At 71.3% G+C, this 13471-nt stretch carries 10 protein-coding genes; 3 read left to right on the forward strand and 7 right to left on the reverse strand.

Translation table 11 applies throughout. The features are described 5' to 3' along the window. Window position 1 precedes the first annotated feature (1 nt). From ACQEUU_RS21285 to ACQEUU_RS21295, 3 genes are read right to left on the reverse strand one after another with little or no spacing between them, the layout of a single operon-like run. A complete protein-coding gene (locus tag ACQEUU_RS21285) occupies window positions 2-625 on the reverse strand; it encodes an HAD family hydrolase (protein ID WP_433068428.1) in 624 nt (207 codons plus the stop codon). Continuing rightward, complete coding sequence (locus ACQEUU_RS21290) at window positions 622-1473, reverse strand: NAD(P)-dependent oxidoreductase (RefSeq protein ID WP_433068430.1); 852 nt, start codon at window positions 1471-1473, stop codon at window positions 622-624. Before ACQEUU_RS21290 ends, ACQEUU_RS21285 begins: the two co-directional genes overlap by 4 nt. Further along, window positions 1470-2390, reverse strand: a complete 921-nt coding sequence (locus tag ACQEUU_RS21295) for a MerR family transcriptional regulator (protein ID WP_433068432.1) — start codon at window positions 2388-2390, stop codon at window positions 1470-1472. The genes ACQEUU_RS21290 and ACQEUU_RS21295 overlap by 4 nt, the downstream gene beginning before the upstream one ends. 114 nt (window positions 2391-2504) lie before the next feature. Here ACQEUU_RS21295 and ACQEUU_RS21300 point away from each other — a divergent pair, with 114 nt between their 5' ends. Further along, window positions 2505-3812 carry an aspartate aminotransferase family protein gene (locus tag ACQEUU_RS21300; RefSeq protein ID WP_433068433.1) on the forward strand — a complete coding sequence of 436 codons (1308 nt, stop codon included), beginning with the start codon at window positions 2505-2507 and terminating at the stop codon, window positions 3810-3812. 45 nt (window positions 3813-3857) lie between these two features. Here the strand turns inward: ACQEUU_RS21300 and rpoB are convergent, their stop codons facing one another. Both rpoB and ACQEUU_RS21310 read right to left on the reverse strand, forming a co-directional pair. Continuing rightward, the gene (gene rpoB, locus ACQEUU_RS21305; protein ID WP_433068435.1) at window positions 3858-7313 is read right to left on the reverse strand and encodes a DNA-directed RNA polymerase subunit beta; all 3456 of its coding nucleotides are present in this window, start codon (window positions 7311-7313) and stop codon (window positions 3858-3860) included. A 214-nt stretch (window positions 7314-7527) separates the two neighbouring features. After that, on the reverse strand, window positions 7528-8409 hold the full coding sequence (locus ACQEUU_RS21310) for a LysR family transcriptional regulator (protein ID WP_433068437.1): 882 nt from the start codon (window positions 8407-8409) through the stop codon (window positions 7528-7530). An 80-nt stretch (window positions 8410-8489) separates the two neighbouring features. On the opposite strand from ACQEUU_RS21310, the gene ACQEUU_RS21315 reads away from it, so the two are divergent. Further along, window positions 8490-9737: an MFS transporter gene (locus ACQEUU_RS21315; RefSeq protein ID WP_433068439.1), complete on the forward strand. Its 1248-nt coding sequence runs from the start codon at window positions 8490-8492 to the stop codon at window positions 9735-9737. Between the two features lie 25 nt (window positions 9738-9762). Beyond that, window positions 9763-10641: an SDR family oxidoreductase gene (locus tag ACQEUU_RS21320; protein WP_433068441.1), complete on the forward strand. Its 879-nt coding sequence runs from the start codon at window positions 9763-9765 to the stop codon at window positions 10639-10641. A 19-nt stretch (window positions 10642-10660) separates the two neighbouring features. Here the strand turns inward: ACQEUU_RS21320 and ACQEUU_RS21325 are convergent, their stop codons facing one another. Then, window positions 10661-12400, reverse strand: coding sequence for an ABC transporter ATP-binding protein (locus tag ACQEUU_RS21325; protein WP_433068443.1), 1740 nt, complete (start codon window positions 12398-12400; stop codon window positions 10661-10663). Then, entirely contained in the window at window positions 12397-13392 is a 996-nt protein-coding gene (locus tag ACQEUU_RS21330) for a radical SAM protein (protein ID WP_433068445.1), read from the reverse strand. The genes ACQEUU_RS21325 and ACQEUU_RS21330 overlap by 4 nt, the downstream gene beginning before the upstream one ends. Between the last annotated feature and the right edge of the window lie 79 nt (window positions 13393-13471).

The following is a 13471-nucleotide window of genomic DNA, read 5'->3' on the forward strand; positions in this document are numbered from 1 at the left end:
GTCAGCGCCCGGCCGCGTTGACGACGTCGTGCGGGTGCCGCGCCACCGTGCGGGCTCGTACGGCTGAGCCGCCCCAACCCGCGAGGACACCGGGCACCCGTGCGGCGACAGCGCAGTGGAGATCCACCTCGGAGTCACCGACATAGATCGCGTCGGTGGGGGTGACGCCCAGGAGCAGGCAGGCTCGCAGGAGTCCTTCGGGGTGGGGCTTCGGCCGGCTCACCTCGTCACCGCAGACGAGCACGGGGAAGTAGGACTCCAGGCGTGTCGCGTTCAGCGTGCACAGGGCGGCGCGTCTGGTCGCGGCGGTGACGACGCTCAGGCCGCATCCCTTTCTCCTGAGCGTGTCGAGCATGGGCACCACTCCCGGGAAGGGGCGGACACCGGCGACGGACGAGGCGAGGTGGTCGTAGAAGCAGGAGAGGTCGTCATCGGTGATGTCCCTGTCCAGGAAGTGCCGTAGCACGGTCGGGGTAGGCCCGATGTGCCAGGTTTCGACGATCTGACCGGGGGAGACCCGAGGCCCTCCGAGGCTGCGGACGGTGGCGGCGTAGGCCTGCGGGGCCGCGGCCATGGTGTCCACGAGGGTGCCGTCCAGGTCGAACACGACCGCGCGGACCGTCACCGCTGATCTTCGCCCAGGATGTGGCCGAGGAGCGCGGTGTAGTCCTCGCCTCCCCGGCCGGCCGCGTCGGCCTCGGCGAGCCACGCACGGCCGGCACGGGCGAGCGGCATCCGCCGGCCGGCGTTCTCGGCCGCGGCGACGATGAGGCCGGCGTCCTTCAACGCCAGCGACAGGGCGAAGCGGGGCGGGTAGGAGCCGGAGTCGATCGCGGGCCGGCGTCGCCGGGCCTGGTCCGCCAGCGGGGTCAGGCCGAGGACCTGCCAGGCGACGTCGCGGGGGAGCCCGAGGCCGTCGGCCAGGCTCAGCGACTCGGCGAGCACGCCGAGGGTCCCGATGAGGGCGTTGTTGGCCACCAGTTTGGCCGCCGCACCGGCTCCCGACGGCCCCAGGTGGACCAGGCGGCCCAGCTCGGAGAGCAGGGGTGTCCATCGCGCGACGGCGTCGTCCGGCCCGCCGACCAGCAGGGTCAGGGTCCCCTCCTCGGCCTCGGCCACGCTGCCGAGCACCGGGGCGTCCAGCAGGGTGACCCCGTCGGGCAGTTCGTCGCGCAGCCAGGTCACCGTGTCAGGTCCGATGGTCGACATGTCGATCACCGTGGTCCCGGCGCGGGCCTCCGCGGCGATCGCCGGGCCGACCTCTCTCACGGCGGTCGGGCCGGCCGGCATCGAGACGACCAGGTCAGCGTGCCGTACGGCGTCGGCGGGAGTGGCGGCCACCCGCGCGCCGGCGAGCTCCTCGGCTCGGGCCCGCGAGCGGTTCCACACCACCACCTCGTGGCCCGCGCGTACGAGCCGGAGAGCCATCCGGGAGCCCATCGCGCCGAGTCCGAGCCAGGCCACCGTGGTCATCGCCGCTCCTCCAGCCAGTCGAGCACCTCTGCGGCATGCCGCCCCGGCGGGAACACCGGGTAGAAGACCTTCTCGATGATCCCGTCCTTCACGATCAGGGTGAGCCGGCGGTAGAGCGTCAGGCCACCGGCCTCGAACGTGGGGAGACGCAGCGCGTCCCGCAGGCCGAAGGCTTCGTCCGACACCATCGCGAACGGCAGCCGCAGCCGGTCGACGAGTTCCCGCTGGTAGTCGCTCGGCTGCGAGGACACCCCGTACACCCGTTCGGCGCCGGCCGCGCGCAGGTCGTCGTAGTGATCGCGAAAGCCGCACGCCTGCGGCGTGCAACCACTGGCGCCCGGAATGCTCGTCCATCCTTCCGGCAGGTCCACTCCGGGACGACCGCTCAGGGGATACACGTAGAGCACCGTCCGCCCCGCGCCGAGCTCGTCCAGCCGGATCGTCGTCCCGCCGGTGGTCGGCAACCGCACGCCGGGCATCGCCGTCCCGGCCAGATGGTCCGCGGCCCCGTCGTCGGCCGGAGCGGGGAACTCCGTCAGCTCGACGGCCGTGGCCGGGGCGACCGCCCGGTTGGCCGCGGACTCCAGGTGCGCGGCCAGTGCGTCCCGCCGCCGCGTCAACGAGGCGATCCGCTCCGAAAGCTGGTCGATCACCTGGCGGTAGGCGGCCAGCGACGCGGGACACTCGTCGCTCGCGCCGTGCCCACTGGCCAGGCACTCCACGAACGGCCGCGTCTCCTCCACCGACAGACCCAGCCCGGTCAGCGCACGGATCTCCGCCACCAGCCGGACGGACCGCGGATCGTAGTCGCGATAGCCGTTGGCCAGCCGCGTCGGCACCACCAGCCCGGCGGCCTCGTAATAACGTAACGCCCGTATGGTCACCCCGGCCCGCACGGCCAGCTCTCCCACTCGCACAGCCAGACCCTAAACCCGTACCCCGGGGTACGGGTCAAGCGGTCATCCCGCTTGTTACGGCTCGTACGGCCGGTCGAAGATAGGGCATCCGGCGGTCGGCAGAAGGGGTGGCTGATGGACAAGACTTTCTGGGACGAGGCGGACCGGTTGCTGATCCGCTACGGAGGCGCCTTCACCCCGCGGGTCATCGAACGCGCCTCCGGCGCGCATGTCTTCGACCGGCAGGGCACGCCGATCCTCGACTTCACCTCGGGACAGATGAGCGCCATCCTCGGCCACGCGCACCCTGACATCGTGGCGACGGTCTCCTCGGCGGTCGCGTCGCTCGACCATCTGTTCAGCGGCATGCTCAGCGCTCCGGTGCTGGACCTGGCCGCCAGGCTCACCGCGACCCTGCCCCCTGAGCTGGGCAAGATGATGCTGCTCACCACGGGCGCGGAGGCCAACGAGGCCGCGATCAAGATGGCCAAGCTCTTCACCGGCCGCTACGAGATCGTCTCCTTCGACCGCTCCTGGCACGGCATGACCCAGGGGGCGGCGTCGGCGACCTTCTCGGCCGGGCGTCGCGGCTACGGCCCGCCGATGCCGGGGAACCTGGCCCTGCCCGCCCCGAACGCCTACCGGTCGCCGTTCCGCTCAGCCGACGGGTCGCACGACTGGGAGAGCGAGCTCGCCTTCGGCTTCGCCCTGGTCGACCAGCAGTCGTCCGGCAGTCTCGCCGCCTGCCTCATCGAGCCCGTCCTGTCGTCGGGCGGGATCATCGAGCTGCCGCCCGGCTACCTGCGCCGGCTGAGGGAGATGTGCGACGAACGCGGCATGCTGCTCATCCTCGACGAGGCGCAGACGGGCCTGGGCCGTACGGGGACGATGTACGCGTTCGAGCGCGACGGGGTCACCCCCGACATCCTGACGCTGTCGAAGACCCTCGGCGCCGGGTTGCCGGTGGCGGCCGTCCTCACCAGCGCCGAGATCGAGCGGACCTGCCACGAGCGGGGGTTCCTCTTCTACACCACGCACGTCTCCGACCCGCTGGCGGCCTCCGTCGCGCTGACCGTCCTCGACGTGATCGAGCGCGAGAACCTCGTCGCGCGCGCCGCGGAGCTGGGCGGCCTGCTCGCCGACCGGCTGCGGGCGCTGCACGACAGGTACGAGGTCGTCGGCGACGTCCGCGGCCGTGGCCTGCTCCAGGGCATCGAGCTGGTGAAGGACAAGACGAGCAAGGCGCCCGCCGACGCGCTGGGCAACGCCGTCACCACGGCCTGTCTCGAACGGGGCCTGCACATGAACATCGTCCAGTTGCCCGGGATGGGGGGCATCTTCCGCATCGCCCCGCCGCTCACGATCAGCGAGGACGACCTGCACGCCGGGGTGGACATCCTGGAGGCGTCTCTCAAGGCCGTGCTCGACGACGCGACAGGGTGACGGGAGCCGCCGGGGAGACGATCACGCCTCCCCGGCGGCAGCGCGTCAGACCTCCTCGACGCTGCTCGGCTCACGCCGGGACAGGTCGATGCCGAGCTCCTCCGCCGCGCGGAAGACGTCCTCGTCGGTGTCGCGCATCTCGATCGACATGCCGTCACTGGACAGCACCTCGACGTTGAGGCAGAGCGACTGCATCTCCTTGATGAGGACCTTGAAGGACTCCGGGATGCCGGGCTCGGGGATGTTCTCGCCCTTGACGATGGCCTCGTAGACCTTCACCCGGCCGACGACGTCGTCGGACTTGATGGTCAGGAGCTCCTGCAGGGCGTAGGCGGCGCCGTACGCCTCCAGCGCCCACACCTCCATCTCGCCGAAGCGCTGACCGCCGAACTGCGCCTTACCGCCGAGCGGCTGCTGGGTGATCATGGAGTACGGGCCGGTCGACCGGGCGTGGATCTTGTCGTCGACCAGGTGGTGCAGCTTGAGGATGTAGATGTAGCCGACGGCGATGGGGTAGGGGAACGGCTCGCCTGAGCGCCCGTCGAACAGCCTCGCCTTCCCGCTCCGCTCGACCAGCCGGTCCCCGTCGCGGTTGGGGATCGTACGGTCGAGCAACCCGATGATCTCCTCTTCGGTGGCGCCGTCGAAGACGGGGGTGGCGACGTTGGTGCGCGCCTCCACGCGTTCGAAGCCCTTCTCGCGCAGCCGCTCGGCCCAGGCCTCCTCGACGCCGGAGATGTCCCAGCCGCGGGCGGCGATCCAGCCCAGATGGGTCTCCAGCACCTGGCCGACGTTCATCCGGCCGGGCACGCCCAGCGGGTTGAGGATGATGTCGACCGGCGTGCCGTCCTCCAGGAAGGGCATGTCCTCCACCGGCAGGATCTTGGAGATGACGCCCTTGTTGCCGTGACGGCCGGCCAGCTTGTCACCGTCGGTGATCTTACGCTTCTGCGCCACGTACACGCGGACCAGCTCGTTGACCCCCGGCGGCAGCTCGTCGCCCTCCTCACGGGAGAACACCCGAACGCCGATGACCTTGCCCTGCTCACCGTGCGGCACCTTCAGCGAGGTGTCGCGCACCTCGCGCGCCTTCTCACCGAAGATCGCGCGCAGCAGCCGCTCCTCCGGGGTCAGCTCGGTCTCGCCCTTCGGGGTGACCTTGCCGACCAGGATGTCACCGGGCACGACCTCGGCGCCGATGCGGATGATGCCGCGCTCGTCGAGGTCGGCCAGGACCTCCTCGGACACGTTCGGGATGTCCCGGGTGATCTCCTCGGGGCCCAGCTTGGTGTCGCGGGCGTCGACCTCGTGCTCCTCGATGTGGATCGAGGAGAGCACGTCGTCCTGCACCAGCCGCTGCGAGATGACGATGGCGTCCTCGTAGTTGTGGCCCTCCCACGGCATGAACGCCACCAGCAGGTTCTTGCCCAGCGCCATCTCGCCGTCCTCGGTGCTGGGACCGTCGGCGATGACCTGGCCGGCCTCGACGCGGTCGCCCTCGGCCACGACGGGCTTCTGGTTGAACGAGGTGCCCTGGTTGGAGCGCTTGAACTTGGCCACCCGGTAGGTGATGCGGGTGCCGTCGTCGTTGGCCACGGTGACGTAGTCGGCGGAGACCTCCTCGACCACCCCGGCCTTGCTCGCCAGGAGCATGTCACCCGGGTCGGTCGCGGCGCGGTACTCCATGCCGGTGCCGACCAGCGGCGCCTCGCTCTTGAGCAGCGGCACCGACTGGCGCATCATGTTCGCGCCCATCAGCGCGCGGTTGGCGTCGTCGTGCTCCAGGAACGGGATCATCGCGGTGGCCACCGACACCATCTGGCGCGGCGACACGTCCATGTAGTCCACGTCCCCGGAGCGTACGTACTCGAACTCGCCGCCCTTGGTGCGGACCAGCACCCGGCGCTCGGCGAACCCGCCGTCCGGCGAGAGCGGGGAGTTGGCCTGGGCGATCACGTACCGGTCCTCGACATCGGCGGTCAGGTAGTCGATCTGGCCGGTCACCTTGCCGTCGACGACCTTGCGGTAAGGAGTCTCGATGAAGCCGAACGGGTTGAGCCGGGCGAAGCACGCGAGGTAGCCGATGAGGCCGATGTTCGGGCCCTCAGGGGTCTCGATCGGGCACATCCGGCCGTAGTGGGACGGGTGCACGTCACGCACTTCCATACCGGCCCGCTCACGGGACAGGCCGCCGGGGCCGAGCGCGTTCAGCCGCCGCTTGTGGGTCAGCCCGGCCAGCGGGTTGGTCTGGTCCATGAACTGCGACAGCTGCGAGGTGCCGAAGAACTCCTTGATCGACGCCACCACCGGGCGGATGTTGATCAGGGTCTGCGGCGTGATCGCCTCGACGTCCTGCGTGGTCATCCGCTCGCGGACGACGCGCTCCATGCGGGCCAGGCCCAGGCGGACCTGGTTCTGGATGAGCTCGCCGACGTTGCGGATGCGGCGGTTGCCGAAGTGGTCGATGTCGTCGACCTCCACGACGGCCTCGCCCATCGAGGTCTCGCCGGCGTGCAACCGGACGATGTACTCGATGGTGGCGACGATGTCGTCTTCGGTCAGCGTGCCCTGGGTGATGTCGGCGCCGACGCCGAGCTTCTTGTTGATCTTGTAACGGCCGACCTTCGCCAGGTCGTACCGCTTGGGGTTGAAGTACAGGTTCTCCAGCAGGGTCTGCGCCGACTCCTTGGTCGGCGGCTCACCCGGCCGCAGCTTGCGGTAGATGTCCAGCAGCGCGTCATCCTGACCGGCGGTGTGGTCCTTCTCCAGCGTGGCGCGCATCGACTCGTACTGGCCGAACCGCTCCAGAATCTGCTCGCTGGTCCACCCCAGCGCCTTCAGCAGCACGGTGACGGCCTGCTTGCGCTTACGGTCGATGCGCACACCGACGCTGTCGCGCTTGTCGATCTCGAACTCCAGCCAGGCGCCCCGCGACGGGATCACCCTGCAGCCGAACAGATCCTTGTCGGAGGTCTTGTCGACACTGCGGTCGAAGTACACCCCCGGCGAACGCACCAGCTGCGAGACCACGACCCGCTCGGTGCCGTTGATGATGAACGTGCCCTTCGGCGTCATGAGCGGGAAGTCCCCCATGAACACCGTCTGGCTCTTGATCTCACCCGTGGTGTTATTGATGAACTCCGCCGTCACGAACATCGGGGCGGAGAAGGTCATGTCCTTGTCTTTGCACTCATCGACTGAGTACTTGGGCGGCTCGAACCGGTGATCGCGGAACGACAAGGACATGGTCCCCGAGAAGTCCTCGATGGGACTGATCTCTTCGAAGATCTCTTCGAGGCCCGACTGGGTCGGGACGTCCTTGCGCCCGGCCTGGCGAGCCGCCTCGACCCGGGCCTTCCACTTCTCGTTGCCCAGCAACCAGTCGAACGACTCGGTCTGCAGGGCGAGAAGGTCAGGAACTTCGAGCGGCTCCTGGATACGCGAAAAAGAGACGCGACGGGGACCGGCGGGCACGGCGGAGGCGTTGCGCGAGGCTGCCAACAGATGTCCTTCCGAAGGGCACGGAATGGAATCGGACTGCGCGCATGCCAAACGCCCCGGCGAAACCCGGGGCGGTGAACGGCAGCGCGAGGGAGCAGCATAACGTAAATGGGAAACCAATGTCCACACTTACTTTGAGCGTCAACCTCGGTGCCGCAATCAGAATGACACAGCGGGCCGGACTCGTCAATCCCTTTGCCGCGACACGCCGATATCAGAGGCCCTCGGCCGGGATCCCGATCATGGTCAGGAAGGCCGCGGCGGCGGGGGAGGGACGCAGGCGGCTCCAGATCAGATGCTCGGCGCGGGCCGGGGCGTCACTGAGGCGGACCACGGGCAGGTCGGGGAAAGCCGGCACGAACGCGGCGGGCAGCATGCCGATCCCCAGGCCCTGCCGGATCAGGCGCGCCATGAAGTCGGGGGTCGACACCTCGAAGGCGACCTCGCGCCGCACCCCGGCCGCGGCGAAGGCCTCGTCCGACTGGACCCGCCCGGCGCTGCCCGCCGGGAAGTCGACGAAGGGCTCGTCCGCCAGGTCGCCCAGCCCGACGTCGTCCTCGTCGGCCAGCGGGTGGCCGGGCGGCACCACGGCGACCAGGGCGCCGCGGGCCAGCTCCCGGCCCCGGACGCCCTTGGGCCGCGCGTCCAGGGGAAGCCCCAAGAAGGCGAGGTCCATCGTGCCCTGCCGGACCCTTTCGATCATCTCCTCGCTCGCGCCGGACCGCAGGGTGATCCGTACCGCCCGGTGACGCAGGTGGAAGCGGCGCAGCGCGACCGGGAGGTCGACCGCCGTCACGGTGGGGATGGCGCCGATGGCCAGCCGGCCCCGGATCTCGCCAGCGGCGGCCGCCACCTCGGCCCTGGCCCGCTCGGCGGCGTCGAGGGCCTGGCGGGCCGCGGGGAGGAACGCCTCGCCCGCCGGGGTCAGCCGGACCCGGCGGCTGGTGCGGTCGAAGAGCCTGGCGCCCAGCTCGCGCTCCAGCCGGGCGATCTGGTGGCTCAGCGCCGACTGGACGACCAGGCACTGCTCGGCGGCACGGGTGAAGTTCCTCGTCTCCGCGACCGCGACGACGTAGCGCATCTGCTGAAGCTCCATCCGTCAATCGTGATACACGATCGTTGGCATGACAAACATGCGTTGGACTCATTGATCGCTCCTCGTCGATGCTGGAACGCATGACGACGACGACCCGTACCGGTGGCGGCCTGTCGAACGGGCTCCTGCTGCTCATGTCGGCGGCGACGGGGCTGGCCGTCGCGGGCAACTACTTCGCCCAGCCGCTGCTCGACGTGCTCGGCCGGGAGCTGGGGCTCAGCCCGTCCGCGGCGGCGCTCATGGTGACGGCCGCGCAGGCCGGATACGCCCTGGGACTGATCCTGCTGGTGCCGCTCGGGGACCTGGTGGAGCGGCGGCGGCTCGCCGTGGCGCTCTACGCGGCCACCGCGCTGTTCCTGCTGGTGTCGGCCACGGCGGCCGACGGCGCCGTGCTGCTGATCAGCACCGCCCTGACCGGGCTGACCTCGGTCGGCGCGCAGGTCGTGGTGCCGTTCGCGGCGACGCTGGCGGACCCGGCCGAGCGCGGCCGGGTCGTCGGCACGGTGATGACCGGGCTGATGCTCGGCCTGCTGCTGGCCCGCACCGCGTCAGGAGCGCTGTCGGAGCTGGGCGGCTGGCGGACGGTCTACTGGGTGCACGCGGTCCTGATGGCGCTGATGGCCGTGCTGCTGCGGATGCTCCTGCCCCGGCTCGGCGGCGACGGGGGACGCCTGTCCTACCTGGCCCTGCTGCGCTCCACCGTGGCGATGTTCCGGTACGAGCCGCTGCTGCGGTGGCGGGCCGCCCTCGCCGCCCTGAGCCTGGCCTCGTTCAGCGTGCTGTGGACGGCGCTGACCTTCCTGCTGGCCGGCGCCCCCTACGACTGGTCCGAGTCGGCCATCGGTCTCTTCGGCCTGGTCGGCGCGGCCGGCGCGCTGACCGCCACGGTCGCCGGGCGGCTGGCCGACCGCGGTCACGTCCAGTTGGTGAGCGGGGCGGGGACCGTCCTGCTGCTGGCGTCGTGGGCGGCCATCAGCGCCGGGGCGCACTCCCTGGTCTGGCTGCTCGTCGGCGTGATCGCGCTGGACCTGGCCCACCAGGGGGTGCTCAACAGCAGCCAGAACGTCGTCTACGCGCTCCGGCCCGAGGCCCGCAACCGGATCAACTCCGCCTTCATGACCTCGTTCTTCGTCGGCGGCGCCGTGGGCTCCGCGCTGACGTCGGTGGTCTGGGCGCGCGGCGGCTGGACCGGCGTGTGCGTCCTGGGCGCGATCCTCGCGGCGGGCACCGTCGCGCTCTGGGTCCTGGAACGCGTCCTCACCCGGGCTGCGGGCACGCCGCCCCGGCCCTCCCGCCACGAGCCGGCGCCCGTCGGCTCGTCCGACTGATCCGTACCTGCAGAGGAGCAAGAACATGTCACGAACCATAATGATCACCGGGGCCACCGGAACGGTGTCCACCCTGCTGATGAACGCCCTGCGCGAGGCCGAGGTGAACCTGCGCGTCCTCGTCCGCGACGAGTCCAGAGCCGGCGCGCTGCGCGAGCAGGGGGCCGAGGTCTTCGTCGGCGACCTCGGCGACCCCCGGTCGCTGACTCCCGCCTTCGACGGCGTGCAGGACGTGTGGCTGCTGCCCCCGAACGGCCCCCGCGCGCCGGAGAACAGCATGAACGTCCTGTGGGCCGCCCGCCGGGCCGGGGCGGAACGCGTCGTGCGCCTGTCCGCCGTCGGCTCGGCGTACGACGCGCCGACGCGCAGCGGCAGGCTGCACGCGCTGTCCGACGCCGAGCTCGAACGGTGCGGCATGCGCTGGACGATCCTGCGACCGCACTGGTTCATGCAGAACCTGCTCAACGAGGCGGGCGACGTCGCCGCCACCGGCACGTTCTCGCTGAACGTCAGCCAGGCCCGGGTGGGCATGATCGACGCCCGCGACATCGCCGAGTGCGCCGCCCGGGTGCTCCTCGACGACCCCGACCGCCACCACGGCCGGACGTACACGCTCACCGGCCCGCGCTCGGTCACCTTCGACGAGGTCGCCGGCCACCTGAGCGAGGCTCTCGGCAGGAAGGTCACGTACCTGCCGGTCAGCGACGACGCCAAGCGCAAGACGCTGCTCGGCCACGGGGTCCCTGAGTGGATCGCCGACATGCTGGAGGAGTACGCGCAGGCGTACGTCACCGGCTGGGGCGACTTCACCACGGACGCCGTCGCCGGCCTCCTCGGCCGCCCCCCGCGCGACGTCGCCGACTTCGTCCGGGACCACGCCGCCGCGTTCACCCCGGACGCCTGAGGGCGGCGCCGCCGGGAGGTCAGGCCGGCTGGGTGAGGAGCTGGGTGGTGGCGAGCTCGCGGTAGAGCGCGTCGCCGCGCAGCAGGCCGGCGTGCGTGCCGGTGGCCCTGACCCGCCCGTTCTCCATCACCACGATCAGGTCGGCGCCGGCCACGGTGGACAGCCGGTGCGCGATGACGAGCACGGTGGTCTCCGCGGCCACCTCGGCGATCACCTCCCGCAGCAGCAGCTCGTTGACCGCGTCGAGCTGCGAGGTGGCCTCGTCCAGCAGGAGCAGCCGGGGCCTGCGCAACAGGGCCCTGGCGATGGCCACCCGCTGCCGCTCGCCGCCCGACAGCATGACGCCGCGGTGGCCGACCATGCTGTCGAGCCCCGCGGGCAGCCGGGTGACGAGGTCCTCCAGGCGCGTCAGCCGGAGCGCGCGCCGCAGGTCGGCCTCGCGGGCGTGCGGCGCCGCCAGCAGGAGGTTCTCCCGCAGGGTGCCGTCCAGCACCGGCGCGTCCTGCTCCACGTAGCCGATGGCGGCGCGCAGTTCGGCCAGCGGCCAGTGCCCGATGTCGCGGCCGTCGACGGCGATCCGCCCGGCCTGCCGCTCGTAGAACCGCTCCAGCAGCGCGAACACGGTGGACTTGCCCGCGCCTGACGGGCCGACCAGCGCCGTCATGCCGCCCGCCGGGGCGGTGAAGGAGACGTCGTGGTGCACGGCGGGACGGTCGTCGCCGTAGCGGAAGGCGACCCGCTCGAACGTGACGCCGGCCGGGGCGGCGTCCACGCGGCCGGAGAGGCCGTCCGCGGCCTCTTCCGCCGGCAGGGACTCGATCTGCCGGATCCGCGCGGCCGCCGCCAGGCCGCCCTGCACGTGGGTGGCGCCCTGGATCAGCTGGGCGATCGGCGCGACGAGGTAGAACAGGTAGAGCAGGAAGGCCACCAGCGACGACACGGTCAGGGCGCCGGAGGCGACGCGGGCGCCGCCGACGCCGAGCACGGCGACGAAGGTGAGCTGGGCGGCGCCCCACGAGGCGGTGCCGGCGAGCGACGTCCACCAGGCGACGGCCACGCCGCGGTCGCGGGCGCGGCGGGCGGCGGCGGCCACGGCGGTGATCTCCCGGCCTTCGGCGCCCGAGGACTTGACCGTGCGGAAGGCCTGCAGCACGCGGTCCAGGACGGCGCCCATCTCGCCCACCGACGCCTGCGCCTGCTCGGAGGCGTTCTTGATGCGCGGCATCAGCAGGCCGACCAGCCCGCCGACGAGGACGAGCACGGCCAGGGTGACCAGCAGCAGGAAGCCGTCCAGGACCGCCATCATCACCAGCGCGCCCGCCAGCATGAACGCCGCGCTGATCGACTCGACGAGCCCGCTGGTGAACACCACGCGCAGCAGCGTGGTGTCGGAGGTGACGCGGGCGAGCAGGTCGCCGGGCCTGAGCCGGTCCACCGCGGAGACCCGCAGCCGGAGCATCCGGTCGACCAGCCGGACGCGGGCGGAGTAGACGATGCCCTCGCCCATGCGTTCCAGCACGTACCTGCCCAGCGCGCCGACCAGCGCGCCGCCGACGAGCACGGTCACGGTCAGGGCGAGCAGCGGGCCGGTCAGCGGACGCTGCGAGCCGAACGCGTCGACGACCGTCTTGGCCAGCAGCGGCATCGCGAGCCCGGTCAGTGAGCTGATGAGGGTGAGCGCTCCGCCGAGTGCCAGCAGGCCGCGGTACGGCCGGACGTACCCGAACAACGTCCGCCAGGAGCCGCTCGCCTCGCTCATGCCGGTGCGACGGCGAGGTAGGCGGGGCGGCGCCGGATGCGGTCGGCCACCTCGCCGGAGCCGAAGTGCAGGTCGATGCGCCTGGTCGCCTCGGCCCAGTCCCGCATGGAGCGGATCGACGACAGCGCCTCGACGACGAACGGGTCGCGCCAGCGCGCGATGGCGCGCTCCCACAGCACGAGGGGATCCTCCTCCAGGAGGCTGCCCACCGTCCCCTCGTAGATCGGCATGGCCCGCATCTCCCCGTCGGGTTCCACCTGCGCCATCGGGAACCCGTACCGTTCGATGAAGCCGGGGTTCATCTGCAGCATGAAGTTGTCGGTCGTCATGACCTGCACGGTGGGCGGGGCGAGCGCGCGCAGCCGGGCGACGTACTCCGGGTCCGTCAGCGTGCGCAGCTCGTCCTGCGTGAGCAGTTCGTCCTCGAAGCCGGGCCTGCTGGCCAGCCCCGACGGGATCACGGCGCCGAAGATGAGGAAGCCCAGGCTGGGGAACCGGGGGGCCACGGCGGCGCAGAACTCGTCGAGCTGGTGGAGGTTGCCGCGCATCGCCACGCAGTCGATGCCGAACGTGACCTCGCGGGCCGGGGCGAGCTCCTCCAGGAGCGCCAGCGCCCGCATGGCCCGCTCGTAGGAGCCGGCCCGGCCGCGGATCCGGTCGTGGACCTCGGCGGTGGCGCCGTCGACGCTGACGGTGATGCGGGAGAAGACCTCGGTCGCGGCCTCGGCCATCGGCCGGGTGAGGGTCCAGCCGCCCGTGTAGAGATTGACGGTGATCCCGGCCGACCTGAGGCGCCCGGCCACCTCGAAGATCCCTCTGACGAGCAAGGGCTCGCCGCCGGCGAACTCCACCGACTCCGGGCCGAGCGCGACGATCGCGTCGGCGACGCGCAGCATCTCGTCATGGGCGAGCTGCCGGGAGGGCCGCCTGCCCGACTCGGAGTAGCAGTGCGTGCAACGCAGGGGACAGGCATAGGTGATGTCCCAGGTCACGCTAGTGGGCCCGGTGGGGCTGCTCATTGCTTTCCCTTCGCCGCCGACACAACGGCCGCCAGCATGGGCGGCCGTACTT

The organism is Nonomuraea sp. CA-218870 (genome assembly GCF_050936535.1).
In the GTDB taxonomy this organism is placed as follows: domain Bacteria; phylum Actinomycetota; class Actinomycetes; order Streptosporangiales; family Streptosporangiaceae; genus Nonomuraea; species Nonomuraea corallina.

Excerpts from the sequence above, each read along its gene's own strand:
- ACQEUU_RS21290 (WP_433068430.1), bottom strand. The coding sequence starts at position 1,473 with ATGACCACGGTGGCCTGGCTCGGACTCGGCGCGATGGGCTCCCGGATG.
- ACQEUU_RS21300 (WP_433068433.1), top strand. The coding sequence starts at position 2,505 with ATGGACAAGACTTTCTGGGACGAGGCGGACCGGTTGCTGATCCGCTAC.
- ACQEUU_RS21310 (WP_433068437.1), bottom strand. The coding sequence starts at position 8,409 with ATGGAGCTTCAGCAGATGCGCTACGTCGTCGCGGTCGCGGAGACGAGG.
- ACQEUU_RS21315 (WP_433068439.1), top strand. The coding sequence starts at position 8,490 with ATGACGACGACGACCCGTACCGGTGGCGGCCTGTCGAACGGGCTCCTG.
- ACQEUU_RS21320 (WP_433068441.1), top strand. The coding sequence starts at position 9,763 with ATGTCACGAACCATAATGATCACCGGGGCCACCGGAACGGTGTCCACC.
- ACQEUU_RS21325 (WP_433068443.1), bottom strand. The coding sequence starts at position 12,400 with ATGAGCGAGGCGAGCGGCTCCTGGCGGACGTTGTTCGGGTACGTCCGG.